We start from the raw sequence: 16,373 nt of genomic DNA, 5'->3' as shown, positions 1-16,373 counted from the left end.
GTGTAGGTATCACAAACTGCAATAGTAGTGGTGTTTGAAGTACTAGGAGTAATGGTTAAATCCAAGAGTTCCGTATGACAACCTGTAACTACAGAGTATAATCCTGAAGAAGTGTAAGTTGTCCCGTTTTCCGCCCAAGTGTAGGTATCACAAACTGCAATAGTAGTGGTGTTTGAAGTACTAGGAGTAATGGTTAAATCCAAGAGTTCCGTATGACAACCTGTAACTACAGAGTATAATCCTGAAGAAGTGTAAGTCGTTCCGTTTTCTGCCCAAGTGTAGGTATCACAAACGGCAACTATAGTGGTATTTGAAGTGCTTGGCGAGATAGATAAATTCAAAGTAGCCGTATTACAAGCTGAAACAAAAGTAACGCCTGATTGTGGTGTAGTATAAGTAACGCCATTTACAGGCCATGTATACGAATCTCCATCGCAAATAGTAGTAGTAACATCTCCAATAGTTGTGTTTGGATTTACAGTAATTGTCATGGATGCAGTTGTAGCACATTGACCAGAATCAGGAGTAAATGTATAGGGAGTTGTTGTAGTATTATCCAAAGCTGGCGACCAAGTTCCCGTAATATTGTTATTGGATGTTGTTGGTAATGCACTTAAAATCCCACCTTCACATATAGGGTCAACTTGTGTAAAAGAGGGAGTGACAATTGGACTAAATGTTATGTCAACAGCATCTGAAAAAGGAGGACATATTCCATCTGATGCAGATATTGTATAAGTTCCTGAAGTAGTAACATTCACGCTCAATAGATTAGTAGGACCTATAATAGTACCCCCATTTGTGGCAACCCATTGGAATTGAGGATATATGATAGCAATGAAATTACTGATAACAACGGTTGGTGCGCCAAAAAGATTGTCTTCGGTATAGATGTTAAAACTAAGGGTTTGGCCAGCCGATACATTTATAGTCATGCTCCCCGATTGATTGCTTGAACCCGACGTGTCATATCCAGTGAATACAGTGGGGCTTCCGTTTATTAAGATATTAGGAATGTCAAATATGGCATCATCAAGAGAGGAATAACTCCAATCAAATGAAATGGTTCCTGAAGCAGGAATAGTTATAGTATAATTGGTATTGCCAAAATCAACACTTCCATTATTACCACCGGTAAGTGCAATTGAATTTGGAGCTCCAGTTGTATTGATTACACCGTCTGCATTAGTGTTGGATAAAGTCCAATTTACGACATCAAAATCTTCAGTGAAATTATTAATTTGCACAGACGTAGTGGTTGCCGTTAAGGTTAACGGACTATTCTCGCATACTAAACCGGGTGTAGCAATATCTATGGTATGAAGAGGCACTATGGTTAAATCCAATATTTCTGTATGACAACCTGTTAACGAAGTATAAATTCCTGATGAGGTATAAGTTGTTCCGTTTTCGGACCAGGTATAGGTCTCACATTCGGAAAGAGTAGTTGTATTTGAAGTACTTGGAGTAACCGCAATAGTCATAGAAGCCGTTGTAGCGCATTGATCAGCATCGGGAGAAAAAGTGTAAACAGTTGTAGTTGAATTATCCAATGCCGGCGACCAAGTTCCATCAATACCATTGTCGGAGGTGGTTGGTAATGCCGTTAATGTATCTCCTGAACAAATAGGATCCACTTGTGTAAAAGTTGGAATTACATTTGGATTGAATGTTATAACTACAAAATCAGATGGAGAACAAGTACCCACTGTATTGGTCAAAGTATAGGTTCCCGATGTAGTAACATCTACGCTTAATTGATTATTTGGACCAACAATTGTTCCTCCATTGGAAGCTACCCATTGTAATTGTGGCGCAAGTGTAGCACTGAAATTACTAATAGCAAAGGTTGCAGCACCAAAAATATTATCGACTGTGTGCAAATTGAAACCAATGATTTGTCCCGCAGTTACATTGACGGTCATACTGCCCGATTGATTAGTTGCTCCTAACGTATCATATCCGGTTAACACCGTTGAATTCCCATCAACTAAGAAGTTAGGAACATCAAATTCAGGATCATCTCCCGTTGCATATTCCCAATTAAATGAAATGGTTCCTGTAAAAGGAGCTGTAATGATATAATCCGTATCACCCGGATTGGCACTTCCATTATTACCACCCGTTACTTCAATAGAGGTTGGCGCTCCGGTGGTAACTACGCTGCCATCTGCATTTGTATTTGACAGATTCCAATTTGAAATATCAAAAACGCCTGTAAAATCAGTAATTTGCGCGGTTGAAGTTGTAGCTGTTAAGGTTAATGTGTTGTTTTCACATGCCAAACCTGGAGTCATGATAGCTAAAGTTTGAATGGGAATTATAGATAAATTTAAAGTCTCAGTATTACAACCTATAATCTCAGTGTAAACTCCAGAAAGAGTGTAGGTGTTTCCGTTAACAGGCCAAGTATAAGAGTCGCAAGCCACAATGTTTGTTGTATTTTGCGTAATGGGGTCAACTGTAATCGTCAATGTAGTCGTTGAAGCACATTGTGAAACATCAGGCGTAAAAGTATAAGTTGTAGTGGTGGTGTTATCTAGTGCGGGCGACCATGTTCCAACAATACTATTATCCGATGTTGTTGGTAATGCTGCTAGTATATCTCCGGCGCATATTGCCGCAACAGGAGTAAAAGTTGGTGCTACAAGGGTGCCACAAGTAGTTACTTTAAATACCAAATCTATTCCTGGAAAAAAGACAAATCCGTCTGAAGCATTTCCATCAGGATAGGGATCTAAATTAGAATAGGGTACTGTAAAAGGATCGGTTGAGGTTAAAATTATGGAATATACTTGTCCAGATAGTATAGGTATCGGAGTGCTAAATGTAAAAATATTTTCACCCGAAATTCCAGAAGGTAATGTTGCGCTTCCAAGTGAACTACCAGATACAGTCTCACCTGCATAAATATTTGCCGTAATTGACGATGATGGTGTAGTTGTCCCAAGGAATATGCTTACACTTGTCATGTCTGAATTGCATTGAGCCATGAAGGATTGTCCGAAAGAAAGACTTGTAGTGGTATCAGGAAAGTTAAAATTACTTTGATCTATATCGCAGACGTCTAATACGGTGGAAGAAACGCCATTGGATTGCCTGGCAACAGACTCAGAAATTGGACTAGTTCTTTTGATGGAATTATAAAACACAGATGGCGAATTGCCTTTAGGCGAAGCAACAGTTGTGTTAGATTTGGCAACTTTTTTCTCGACAACGGTATGGGTTTTTTGACCAATTGCAACACAACCAAATAATAATAGTAAGAATAATGGGAACTGCGATTTCAAGGTGTAGTTTTTTTTCATAAACAAATAAATTTGAGTTTATTCCATAAATAATATGGATAAAAATAAACTTTTTTTTTGTAAATTAAGTGCTACGAATGTATCTTTTTATTTTTCTACAACCAAGCATTTACCACAAGTTGCATCGTTTTCCGATAATAGGTAAATAAAAAAAGGCTTTGTAATAAACAAAGCCTTTTTAGTTTCAGAATGGATAATTTCTAGAATAGTCCATTTAATTCAGCATTAATTCGGTTGTAAATCATACTCATATCTTCTGGGTTGTTTACAAAATCAATATTATCAACGTCAATAATTAAAAGTTTCCCTTTATCGTAATTTGTAATCCAAGCCTCATAACGCTCGTTCAATCGGCTCAGGTACTCTATAGAAATAGTATTCTCATAATCACGTCCACGTTTGTGGATTTGTGATACCAAATTGGGAATGGAACTTCTCAAATAAATCAACAAATCGGGAGCGCCAACAAAGCCTTCCATTAATTCAAAAAGCGACGTATAATTTTGGAAATCACGATTGGTCATCAAACCCATAGCATGGAGATTGGGAGCAAAAATATGGGCATCTTCATAAATCGTTCGGTCTTGAATAATATTTTTTCCGCTTTGTCTAATTTGTAACACTTGACGAAAACGGCTATTTAGGAAATAAATCTGAAGATTAAAACTCCAACGTTCCATTTGATGATAAAAATCATCCAAATAAGGATTGTCTACAACATCTTCAAAATGGGGTTCCCATTTAAATTGTTTTGCTAAAGATCGGGTAAGTGTAGTTTTCCCTGCGCCTATGTTTCCTGCTACTGCTATGTGCATTATGGTAATTTTATTTTATAATTGGTAATTTGTTGGTTGGTAAAAATAGCTAAAATTTGGTCTTTGTAATAAAAATTTTGAAACGATTTCTCAACAATTTCAATTTCTATGATGACTTTGGCTTTATTGTCTAATAAATACATTTTATTGCCTTTTGAAAACAAAAGTTTTTCGCTGTCAATAATTTGAATTTTATCATATACAGGAATCGATGCCATTAAATTTACTTTACCAAAAATATCACACGAATACCAATTGTTTATTTCGTCAATCCAATAAAAAGTATTAAAATCCGATTGATAATCTTTAAAGCTAACCTCAATGGGATTACCCAAAGGAGTATAAGTGTTTTTTGTATAATCAAACAATCCAATTTTTTGATTCAGGGCATTGTATATCCAAAATTGATTTTGCGAAGCCATTCCAATTTTTGTAACCACAATGGAATTGTTAACATCAGAAAAATTTATTTTTTGAATCTCATTAAGCTGATTGTCTAATGTAACCACCGTGTTGAAACTCTCAAAAAATAAAAGAATCTTCAATGGATTTAGGAAGTCAACCCTAGTTATTTTGCCCAATGAAATGTTTTTATATTCCCAAGATTGATGGTCGTTTTGTTTGGTGAAAACATTATTTTTAATGGAATAATAATTCCCTAAACCATCTATTCCAACAAAAGTTTCTGTAGTATGTGGTGTTTTATTTAATGTTGTGGCAATTAGTTTTTGATGTTGAGAAAAACTAACCGTGCTCCAAAACAGAATGATAATTAAAATCTTTTTCATGGTTTGGCTAAGTTACATTAAACCTTTTAAATTTCGATTTGTCTTATAAATTATTTTAACAAAAATTTGGTAACATATCATGTGTCGATTCGTCATATTTGTTATCTACAATTAAATAGCAATTCTCATGAAAAAAACACTTCTGTCATTCGCATTTTTCTTAGCATTCATGCAAACCCAAGCCCAAAAAGATTTTCAAGGTATGGCCGTTTATGAATCAAAAACAAGCACTTCCGATTTTAAATCCCGTTTTGAAGGAAACAAACAAATCACGCCCGAAATGCAGAAAATGATTGAAGAACGTATGAAAAAAATGTTTGAGAAAACCTTTATACTCAACTTTGATAAATCGGCTTCCATCTATAAAGAAGAAGAAAAACTGGATGCTCCAGGCGGACAAGGTGGTGGTATGAGATTCATGTCATCCATGATGGGTGGCGGAGGGACTTTTTATAAAAATGTAAAAGACAAATCCTATGTAGTTGATAAAGAATTTATGGGAAAGGAGTTTTTGATTAAAGATTCTTTGCCAAAACTAGATTGGAAAATGGAATCAGAAACTAGACTCATTGGAGGCTACAATTGTTTCAAAGCAACAGCTGTGCGTCCCGCTAGTAAATCTGATTTTAGAAACTTTAGACCCAAAAAAGAAGAAGATAAAAAAGAGGATGAAGCAAAAGCTGAAAATAAAGACAAGAAAACCAATTTCATGGATGATTTTGATATGCCAAAAGAAATCATAATCACAGCATGGTATACGCCAGAAATTCCAGTAAACCAAGGACCAGAAAATTACTGGGGTTTGCCAGGTTTAATCCTTGAAGTGAATGATGGGAAAACGGTAATTTTATGTTCCAAAGTTGTTTTGAATGCTAAAGATAAAGTGGAGATTAAAGCACCAACCAATGGAAAAACAATCTCTCAAAAAGATTATGACGAAACCGTTGTAAAAAAGATGGAAGAAATGAGAGAGATGAATCAAGGACAAGGAAGAGGTGGAATGGATATGAGAATTGGCAGATAAAAGTTTAATACTCTGTTTTCCTTAAAATCATCAATTCTATATTAACAACATGAAACAAATTCTATTTCTTTTAACTATTCTGTTTACAACAATTTCCTTTTCCCAAAACATCCGTTTTGAAGGTGTTATCCAAGACAACAACAAAGCGCCACTAGAAATGGCGAATATTATGGCAATGAATCAAGCCACTAAAGCCATGGATGCGTATGCCATTACCAATGACAAAGGAAAATTCATTTTGAACTTAAAACCCAATACCACTTATGCCATCAAATTAAGTTACTTGGGAATGCAAAACAAGGAAATCACAGTAACAACTCAAAATCAAAATATGGTTCAAAACATCACTATGGAACAAGGTGGTATTGAACTGGAAGGGGTTGAAATAGTTCGTGAAATGCCCGTTTCGATAAAAGGCGATACGATAGTTTACAACGCCGATTCTTTTAAAACTGGAACTGAACGAAAGCTGGAAGACCTTCTAAAAAAATTACCCGGAGTTGAAGTAAATGCCGACGGTGAAGTAGAAGTAGAAGGTAAAAAAGTTACCAAATTAATGGTGGAAGGAAAAGACTTTTTTGATGGTGACACTAAACTAGGTGTAAAAAATATTCCTGCCGACGCGATTGATAAAGTGCAGGTTTTGAGAAACTACAACGAAAATTCAATTCTGAAAGGCGTCGAAAACAACCAGGATAATGTGGCGATGAATATTAAACTAAAAGCCGGAAAGAAAAATTTCTGGTTTGGGGATATTACAGCTGCAGGAGGTTTTCGTCCCGAAGACAAATTTGACCGCTACAACGTCAATCCAAAATTGTTTTATTATAGTCCCAAATACAGCATTAATATCATCACCAATTTCAATAATATTGGCGAATTGCCTTTAACGGTTCAGGATTATTTCAAATTCTCGGGCGGTTTCAGAAGTATGATGGCCAAAGGCGGTTCGAATTTTAATGTTTCAAGTAATGATTTGGGGATTTCACTTTTGAGAAACAACAGAGCCAAAGAAATTGAAACCGATTTTGGAGCTACAAATTTCTCTTATAATCCAACCAAGGCATGGAGTATAAGTGGATTCGGGATCCTGTCTTCTTCCATTACTGATTTGGAAACAAAATCAAAGACCAATTATTTAAATGATAATTCCACCGAAGTAGCTTCGACCGAAAACAGAGCCGAAATAGCGCATCAAAAAAGTAGTTTAGGATTGTTCAAACTAAGTTCAAGCTATAAGCCCAATGCCAATTTTCAGTTTGATTATGATATTCTGTCAAAGTTTTCAAAGCAAGACGAAGACAATTCACTCTTGAGAGAAACCATTGATGAAGACAATAATTCTAGTACTGAAAATATTTTAACTGCCAAAAAACAAGATCCGGTTTCAGTAAATCAGAACTTGAGTTTTTATTATACCGCTTCCGAAAAAAATGTTTTTGCACTTGAAATGCAACATTTGTACCAAGATGAAAATCCGTTTTACAACGCCGATTTACAATCCGATCCTTTTGTTAATCCGTTTACTTCACCACCAAGTAATATTTTAGGATATGATGCTTCGCAAAACAGAACCAATTTAAATCAAAACCGTTTTGTGAAGACCAATAAATTGGACACCAAATTGGATTATTACTATATGATTACGCCAAAAAGCAACATCAATGTAACCCTAGGAAATACTTATTCTAATCAAAGTTTCAACTCCAGTATCTATCAAATATTGGATAATGGAACAGTAAATGATTTGGATAATCCACAAAACATTAACGATGTTAATTACCGATTCAACGATGCTTTTCTGGGATTCCACTACAAAATATTAACTGGGAAATTTACTTTGACACCAGGAGTAAGTTTGCATACTTATGCATTGAATAACGAACAATCAGGCACAAGTTACAAACAAAATTTCACCAGAGTATTGCCCGATTTTTTAGCGGTTTATCAAATCAAAAAAGCCGAAAGCCTAACCTATAATTTTTCGTTTACCAATAATTTCACCGACATTAATCGCCAAGCAGAAGGTTTTGTTTTAAACAGCTACAGCAGTTTGTCAAGAGGGAACAGAACACTCGAAAATGCGGTTCAGCAATCGCATTCTTTGCGTTATTTCAAATACAATATGTTCAACTTTGAGAATATCTCGGCTTTTGCCAGCTACAACAGAACTATGGATGCGGTGAAAACCAGAGCTTTTTTCGACAATGTGAATCAAGTGTCTTCTCCATTCAACTCGGAGTTTGCCGATGAAACCCTTACTTTCTTTGGAAATTACGGACGCTCTTTTTACAAATATTACAAAGCTTCTTTGAGTGCCAATTTGAATTGGGCGAAATACAACAATATTCAGATTGATAGAAATACGTTGCTCGATGTTTTGTCAACCAACGAAAGTTTCAGCCAAACCTACTCCATTAAGGCTTCCACAAATTATAAAAATTGGCCGAATATCGAGTTGGGATACAGTTATACTATAAACGACTATCCCACGGATACTTTCTTTACTGATAAACCAACAGTAAGAGTGGATTATTTCTTTATGAAAAGCTTTTCATTTGTAACCGAATATGAGTTTTACCATTATTACAACAGCGATAAATCAGTAGAAAACGAATATGATTTTCTGTCAACCAGTTTGATATATCAAAAAACGAAAGACAGTAAATGGGAATACAAAATCTCGGCAACCAATTTGCTCAATACAACTTCTTTAAATGATGACAACTTCTCGCAATTTTCTACAAGAACATCGCAATATACTGTGCAACCAAGATATGTGATGTTGAGTTTGAAATATAATTTGTAGTTTAGTGAAAAATTATAATCATGACGGTAGAAAGAGAAGAAAAATTACTAAAAGATTTAAAGATATTTGCGTTGCTAGTTTTTTTAGCAATAACCTTCTTTATTAAAAATGATATTTTAAAATTGAGTATAACAATACCATTTTTGTTTGCCTTAGCAATATTAACTTACAGAAAATATTCAAGAGATAAAAAGGAAGGAAAGGATTTATCAAGATATAAAATGGGGTTATTTTTTATTGCCTTAACATTTGTTATAACAGCAATTTTTTTACTCCTGCCGTATTTCAACTAAAATATAAAAGCCTGTTCAAATCAAATGAACAGGCTTTTTTCTTTGTTGCTTTCCCGCTAAATTTTATAATCCAAAAGCACTTTTTACTTTATCTACAAAATCCAATTTCTCCCAAGTAAACAATTCCACTTGAACCGTTTTTGTTAATCCGCCTGGAGCATTAAAAGTTTTGGTTACCGTTTCTGGTTTTCTTCCCATGTGACCATAGGCAGCAGTTTCGCTATAAATAGGGTTTCTCAATTTCAATCGTTGCTCAATAAAGTAAGGACGCATATCAAAAATAGCTTCTACTTTTTTGCTGATTTCACCATCGGTTAAATTCACTTTAGAAGTACCATAAGTAACCACGTTAATTGAAGTTGGTTTGGCAACTCCAATAGCATAAGAAACCTGTACTAAAATCTCATCGCACAATCCTGCTGCAACAAGGTTTTTAGCAATATGACGCGTAGCATAAGCAGCACTTCTGTCTACTTTACTTGGGTCTTTTCCAGAAAAAGCACCACCACCGTGAGCTCCTTTTCCACCGTAAGTGTCCACAATAATTTTTCTTCCTGTCAATCCAGTATCTCCGTGTGGCCCACCAATTACAAATTTTCCGGTTGGGTTAATGTGATACGTGATTTGGTCATTGAATAAATGAGCATATTGTGGGTATTTCGCTTTAATTCTTGGAATCAAAATACCAACTAAATCCGTTTTGATTTTTGCCAACATCGTAGCTTCTTCATCAAAATCGTCGTGTTGTGTTGAAATCACAATAGCATCAATACGAACGGGTTTGTTATCGTCAGAATACTCTAAAGTAACCTGTGATTTTGCATCGGGACGCAAATATTTAATTTCATTATTTTCTCTTCTCAAATTGGCTAATTCAATCAATAAAGCATGTGATAAATCCAAAGCCAATGGCATGTAATTTTCGGTTTCATTAGTGGCGTAACCAAACATCATTCCTTGGTCACCCGCACCTTGCTCTTCTTTGCTTGCTCTGTCAACTCCTTGATTAATATCAGCAGATTGCTCGTGAATAGCTGAAAGAATTCCACAAGAATTCGCCTCAAACATATATTCACTTTTGGTATAACCAATCTTTTTGATTACATCTCTAGCAATTTGTTGCACATCAAGGTAGGTGTTTGACTTTACTTCTCCAGCCAATATTACTTGTCCGGTGGTTACTAAAGTTTCACAAGCTACTTTTGACTCTGAATCAAAAGCTAGAAAGTTATCGATTAATGCATCTGAAATTTGATCTGCAACTTTGTCTGGATGTCCTTCACTCACAGATTCTGACGTAAATAAATAAGCCATAATAATAGTTTTATTTTTTAAATTAATTGAAACAAAATAAGATTGCTTAAAAACTAAAGGAGAGAATTTCTGCTTTAGCATTTTTTTGACACTCATACAGTTGAGGTCAGAGGTTGCAATCAGTTCAAATTTTTCCTCTTGAATTTCGGTTGCAAATGTATGAAACCATTTTTAATTAGAAAAAAATAATATTAATTTTTAAGCTATAGGATGGTAATGAAATATTAACAAAGAAAACCATTGTAATTATAAGTAAAATATTACTTTTACTTAGCGATGAAATCAATGTAATTGGTTTTATACTTTTCAAGTAAAGTCAATACCACTTTAGTCTTTACTTTTTATTTGTGCATTTTAAGTAAAAATAAAAAGTTATGATTTCTTTAAAGTGGTGCTTCCTAGACAAATTGCAATATTCTGTATTTCCTTATTGTGGTATTCTTTTTTATAAACTTTTAGCTGGTTTTATAGCAAATCAGGGCTAACCTCCCATTGTGACAAACAGTGGGATTTTAAAACGTAGCCGCAACCACTCAAAATAAGAAAACCTACGTCACTTACTATCGATGAGCGAACGTGTAAGATTATTTTAAAATATATTATTTTATGAAAAATTTATTTTTTTGTTTCAGTTTCTTGATTTGTTTTTGTGTTAATGCTCAGCAAGCTGCGCCAAACGCATTGAGTAATAATTGGAAAAATTGTGTTATAAAGCAAAGTGATAATAACTTTTTTGTTGGGGGAAGATTTGATACGCCATATCCACCCATAGCAAATCCAAAAATTGCGGTAGTTAACAATAATATATCGAATAACTTTTCTATTACAAATTCATTTTTTAATAATCAGAATTTTGATGAAGTAATAGCTGTTGAAAATTATACTAAATATGCTCCTGAGCAATACCGATATGTAGGAGGTGCTTTTGTATATCATAATGGAGTTGTTGTAAATGGATTTATGAGAATTACAACTAATGGAAGTATAGATCCAACTTTTACATTGAATAATGGGAGTCCATTTTATTCGGCCAAAATCAGAGCTATCGCAGTTCAATCCGATGGCAGAATAATCCTAGGAGGAGCTTTTACAAATTATCTAGGTGCAACAAGAAGTAGAATAGTAAGATTAAATGAAAACGGAACACTCGACACAAGCTTTAACAATACAGGTACAGGGTTAAATGGAGAAGTATATGCAATCAAAATTCAAGCCGATGGAAAAATAATCGTTGGTGGAGATTTTACCAGTTATAATGGAGTAGCTAAAGAACGAGTAGCAAGACTGAATAGTAATGGTTCGCTCGACACTAGTTTCAATTTGGATTATATTCCTTCGGATAAAGTTAGAGCTGTTTTAATCCAATCTGATGGAAAAATTGTTATAGGTGGAGATTTTACCATATCAACTCCTTCAGACCCTTCAAATCCGGGTCAGTCACAAAGACTGAAAACCAAAGCGATTGCCCGGCTGCTTTCCAATGGCAATTTAGATTTTTCATTCAATAGAGTAGATGGGTTTTATGAACCATTCACCTACCAAGGCGTAACTTCTAATGTTGCCACTGTAAATACACTTTCTCAATATGCATCGGGGAAAATTTTTGTTGGCGGAAGTTTTGATTCTTATATCGGAGTGTCAAGAAGTAATATTTGTTTGTTGAATACTGATGGAAGTTTAGATAGTTCTTTCGGACCGTCAGGACCAGATGGTGACGTAAATGCGTCTATTGTAGAATCGTCAGGGAATGTAGTTATTGTTGGGGGTTTTTGGTATTATGGAGCCGTCATAAAAAACGGAGTTGCTAGAGTAGCGCCTTCAGGATTGGCATTACGAATGTCAAACACATCAGAAGAAACAAAATCGGATGAAGATTTTAATAGAGAAGTTGTATTGGGCAATCAATCATCAGCCATAACGATCTTCCCAAATCCTGCATCAGATTACATAACGATTAATGCTGAAAACAGCCCGCTAGACAAAATTACTTTAATGACTATCGATGGTAGAACGATTCTTTCACAAGTCCTTCAAGATACCAACTCATTCAAACTAAATCTTGAAAATCTTCCCAAAGGAATCTTTCTGGTTACTGTGCTGACAAAAGAAGGAAAAACCGAAACACAAAAAGTGGTAAAAAAATAACCATTGTTTTAATTTTAACTATGCATTTCATTTAAAAATGAGATGCATAGTTTTTTTGTAGCACTTTTTTTCATAGTTTTGCTTCCAAACAATTTAAATAAAAAATTATGAAAAAACTATTACTTTCTTTATTAATCCTTGGCGGATTAAATGCGCATGCTCAAGTTGCAATATTTGATGATTCTTTCGAGTTTTATGACGATTTTGCAATTGAAAACATCGGAGATTGGACAACTTTAGATATAGATTTATTACCAACTTACGGTTTTACAGGAGTTACATTTGCTAATTCAGGTATTGCTAAATCTTTTCAAGTTTTCAATGCAACTACAACAGCGCCTGCACTTACGCCTTCTGCGACTGCAGATTGGACAGCAAAAACAGGAGATCGCCACATGGTTTGTTTCGCATCTGTACCATCAACAACAGGCGGAGCTACAGCTAATAACGATTGGTTGATTTCTCCACAAATTACTCTTGGAACAACCAATACGGTTAAGTTTTGGGCAAAAGCATGTGATGCTACTTATTTCGCCGAAAGATTTAGCGTTTGGGTATCTACAACAGGAGTAGCCCCAACTGATTTTGTAAAAATATCTACAGGAGCTTATCTTACAACACCTAATATTACATGGGCTGAGTATACATACAATTTAGCCGCTTCTTATAATGGTTTGCCAGTGTATATCGGAATTAAATGTACTTCTCCAGATATGTTTGGTTTTGCAATTGATGATTTTTCAGTTTCAGCAGTAGCTTTAGCTACAGAAAATTTCGTTACTTCTAATTTCGCAGTTTATCCAAACCCTGCTAGTAGCGTTGTAAATATCAATGCAAAAAACAATAGCATTGTGATCAATACAATCCAATTGACAGACATCAACGGGCGTATTGTAAAACAAGTTAAAGGAATGACAAACCAAATCAACATTAGCGAATTAAACGCAGGTGTTTATTTCTTGAAAATCTCAACTGATCAAGGAACTGGTATTACAAAAATTATTAAAAACTAAATTTTAGTTTGCTATAAATCAAAACCCGAGCAGCAATGTTCGGGTTTTTTGTTTCTTTACTTTTAAACTTTGACAATGCGATTTTAATCATAATTCAATTTTATTGCTTTATTTTGTTGAAATAAAAATTAAGAATATGAAAATTAAAATATACACCGCATTACTAATATTGGTTTCTAGCGCATCACAAGCACAAACACTACTAACCGAAAATTTTGATACGTTCCCGGTAACCTGGACCAAAACCAACCAAAGCCAACCAGTTGGAACTTCGAATTGGCAACAAGGGAATGTGAGTTCTTTTGGTGGTGGTTTCAATGGAGGCGCTACTTCCTATACAGCTGTAAACTACAATAGCGTAGCGTCTGGAATGTCAGGCACCATCAGCAATTGGCTCATTTCTCCAATAGTCAGCCTGAAAGATGGCGATGTAATCAAATTTTATACGAGAGCCGGAGCTAATTTTAGCTCAACGCCTGACCGCCTCGAATTGCGACTGAGTACGGTGGGCAGCAGCACCATCAACCCATCCACAGGCAGCAGCGATTTAGGAAGCTTTACCTATCTTGCCGTTTCCGTAAATCCATTACTCGCGCCTAATGTTTATCCAGTTACCTGGACAGAGTATACCTACACAGTAGGAAGCCTGCCCGATGCCACAGATTGCAAATTGGCATTCCGATATTTCGTCACCAACGGTGGTCCAACGGGAGCCAACGGCAACGCCATTTGGGTTGATGCTTTAACCGTCAATCGCGTATTAAGCACCGATACTTTCTTCAAAAGCAATTTCTCTGTGTTCCCAAACCCAACATCGAATGTGCTCAACATTACTAACAATTCCGATAGTGCCATCAATAACATTCAAGTTACCGATATCAACGGTCGCATCGTAAAAGAAGTAAAAATCAACACCAATCAAATCAATATTAGCGAATTGAATGCGGGTGTTTATTTATTGAAAATCAGTACAGATAATGGAACCGGAACCACTAAAATTGTCAAAAGTTAATTCAATTTATTTATTTTAAATTAATGGAAACCTGTTCAATTTTGGATAGGTTTTTTTATGCGGTGCTTTTTTTTTAATGTTAAATTTTGAATTTCCATTTGGTCAATTCAAAAATAGTTCTGAAGTTTGCTTCATCAAAAAGTAAGAAAATGAAATTAATGATTTGCACTATGTGTTGTATGATGTCGGAAAAATCCGCAGAGCACACTATTGCATAATTTTAATTACTAAAATATATTCAATAAGAACCTCTGCCAACCGCAGGGGTTTTTTTATGCTGATTTTTTTCAGGATTTCAAATAAATACAAACCAAAACTAATTTAAAAACAAAAACACCATGAATACCGCAATAGCAAATAAAATGATGATGTCTTGTATGATGCACAACTGTTGTATCCCATCTTGCTATTGCCGAAAGCGAAAGAGTTAATCTCTGTTATAGTTCTCTATAAGCCCTTTTGGTAAGCCATCCAAAAGGGCTTTTTTTATTTCATCTGAATTCATTTCAAGTATTAATAATCTAAAATTTTATTCATAAATCTAAAATCAATTATCATGAGCACACAAAAATTTGCAACCAATGCCTTACATGCAGGCCACGACGTTACTAAAAACGCAGGAACCAGAGCCGTTCCGATTTATCAAACCACTTCTTACGTTTTCAACAGTGCCGAACATGCCGCTAGCTTGTTTGGTTTAGCGGAAGCGGGATTCATTTACACACGTTTAAACAATCCAACCAATGACATTCTCGAACAACGCCTTACTGCTTTAGAAGGCGGAATCGGAGCTGTCGTAACGGCTTCAGGAACTGCTGCACTAACCACAGCATTATTAGTACTTTTAAAATCTGGCGATCATATCGTCGCTTCGAACAGTCTTTATGGAGGAACCTACAATTTATTTAGTGTCACTTTACCCAGATTAGGAATTACCACGACTTTTGTTGATCCTTCCAATCCTGAAAATTTCACCAATGCTGCTCAAGAAAATACCAGAGTTTTCTTTGCGGAAAGTTTAGGCAATCCAAAATTAGACGTGCTTGATTTAAAAGCCATAGCTGATCAAGCCAAAACTTTTAAAGTGCCTTTCATTGTAGACAACACCGTTCCCTCTCCGTATTTACTCAACCCAATTGAGCATGGAGCTAACATTGTCATTCATTCCTTAACCAAATACATTTCCGGAAACGGAACTTCATTAGGAGGCGCCATTATAGATGCAGGAACTTTCGATTGGACCAACGGGAAATTTCCGGAGTTTACAGAACCTTCACCAGGATATCACGGATTGGTTTATAGTGAAGCATTAGGAAACGCTGCTTTCATTGCCAAAGCTCGCATTGAAGGACTGCGCGATTTTGGTGGGGCTTTGAGCCCATTCAATGCATTTCAAATTATTCAAGGTTTGGAAACGTTGCCGATTCGCATCCAAAAGCACAGTGAAAATGCTTTAGCGTTGGCCCAATGGTTAGAAGCGCAGGAAGATGTAGTTTGGGTTAATTATCCAGGTTTGAAATCAAGTAAGTATTACGAATTAGGTCAAAAATACTTACCAAAAGGGCAAAGTGGCATCGTCACTTTCGGTCTCAAAGGCGGTTATGAAGCCGCACGAAAAGTGGCCGATCAAACCAAATTATTTTCATTATTGGCGAACATCGGCGATACAAAATCGTTAATCATTCACCCAACAAGTACAACGCACCAACAATTAAGTGAAGCCGAACAAATCGCTACCGGCGTCACCAAAGATTTAATTCGACTTTCAGTCGGCTTAGAGGATATTGAAGATTTGAAAGCGGATCTCAAAGCCGTATTTCAAAATATAAAAAATCCACAACTGGCATCCTAA

The 16,373-nt window shown here is 35.5% G+C and carries 11 protein-coding genes; 7 read left to right on the top strand and 4 right to left on the bottom strand.

Translation table 11 applies throughout. The features are described 5' to 3' along the window. The 3 genes from RMO03_RS05395 to RMO03_RS05385 form a co-directional block, all read right to left on the bottom strand. The coding region (locus tag RMO03_RS05395; RefSeq protein WP_409024907.1) for a beta strand repeat-containing protein at positions 1 to 3,308 on the bottom strand (3,308 nt) is incomplete at its 3' end. 200 nt (positions 3,309 to 3,508) lie between these two features. After that, a complete protein-coding gene (locus RMO03_RS05390) occupies positions 3,509 to 4,123 on the bottom strand; it encodes a deoxynucleoside kinase (protein WP_309641068.1) in 615 nt (204 codons plus the stop codon). Next, on the bottom strand, positions 4,123 to 4,911 hold the full coding sequence (locus RMO03_RS05385; protein ID WP_309641067.1) for a hypothetical protein: 789 nt from the start codon (positions 4,909 to 4,911) through the stop codon (positions 4,123 to 4,125). Before RMO03_RS05385 ends, RMO03_RS05390 begins: the two co-directional genes overlap by 1 nt. A gap of 127 nt (positions 4,912 to 5,038) precedes the next feature. Here RMO03_RS05385 and RMO03_RS05380 point away from each other — a divergent pair, with 127 nt between their 5' ends. Genes RMO03_RS05380 through RMO03_RS05370 form a run of 3 tightly spaced genes read left to right on the top strand, consistent with a single transcriptional unit; the run spans position 5,039 to position 9,037 of the window. Next, positions 5,039 to 5,935 carry a GLPGLI family protein gene (locus RMO03_RS05380; protein WP_309641066.1) on the top strand — a complete coding sequence of 299 codons (897 nt, stop codon included), beginning with the start codon at positions 5,039 to 5,041 and terminating at the stop codon, positions 5,933 to 5,935. Between the two features lie 49 nt (positions 5,936 to 5,984). Further along, positions 5,985 to 8,744, top strand: coding sequence for a carboxypeptidase-like regulatory domain-containing protein (locus RMO03_RS05375; protein WP_309641065.1), 2,760 nt, complete (start codon positions 5,985 to 5,987; stop codon positions 8,742 to 8,744). 20 nt (positions 8,745 to 8,764) lie between these two features. Further along, complete coding sequence (locus tag RMO03_RS05370; RefSeq protein ID WP_309641064.1) at positions 8,765 to 9,037, top strand: hypothetical protein; 273 nt, start codon at positions 8,765 to 8,767, stop codon at positions 9,035 to 9,037. 63 nt (positions 9,038 to 9,100) lie between these two features. On the opposite strand, the gene metK is transcribed toward RMO03_RS05370, so the two are convergent. After that, positions 9,101 to 10,351, bottom strand: coding sequence for a methionine adenosyltransferase (metK, locus tag RMO03_RS05365; protein WP_309641063.1), 1,251 nt, complete (start codon positions 10,349 to 10,351; stop codon positions 9,101 to 9,103). Between the two features lie 606 nt (positions 10,352 to 10,957). On the opposite strand from metK, the gene RMO03_RS05360 reads away from it, so the two are divergent. The 4 genes from RMO03_RS05360 (at position 10,958) to RMO03_RS05345 (ending at position 16,373) form a co-directional block, all read left to right on the top strand. Further along, entirely contained in the window at positions 10,958 to 12,496 is a 1,539-nt protein-coding gene (locus tag RMO03_RS05360) for a T9SS type A sorting domain-containing protein (RefSeq protein WP_309641062.1), read from the top strand. 107 nt (positions 12,497 to 12,603) lie between these two features. Next, positions 12,604 to 13,509 (top strand): T9SS-dependent choice-of-anchor J family protein, encoded by a 906-nt coding sequence (locus RMO03_RS05355; protein WP_309641061.1) that lies wholly within the window; start codon positions 12,604 to 12,606, stop codon positions 13,507 to 13,509. 136 nt (positions 13,510 to 13,645) lie between these two features. Beyond that, positions 13,646 to 14,521, top strand: coding sequence for a T9SS-dependent choice-of-anchor J family protein (locus RMO03_RS05350; protein WP_309641060.1), 876 nt, complete (start codon positions 13,646 to 13,648; stop codon positions 14,519 to 14,521). A 556-nt stretch (positions 14,522 to 15,077) separates the two neighbouring features. Further along, positions 15,078 to 16,373 (top strand): PLP-dependent transferase, encoded by a 1,296-nt coding sequence (locus tag RMO03_RS05345; RefSeq protein WP_309641059.1) that lies wholly within the window; start codon positions 15,078 to 15,080, stop codon positions 16,371 to 16,373.

Source organism: Flavobacterium sp. (assembly GCF_031411595.1).
Taxonomy (GTDB): Bacteria; Bacteroidota; Bacteroidia; order Flavobacteriales; family Flavobacteriaceae; genus Flavobacterium.
Note: the sequence above shows the minus strand (reverse complement) of the source record. Positions and strands in the feature narration are given on the sequence as shown.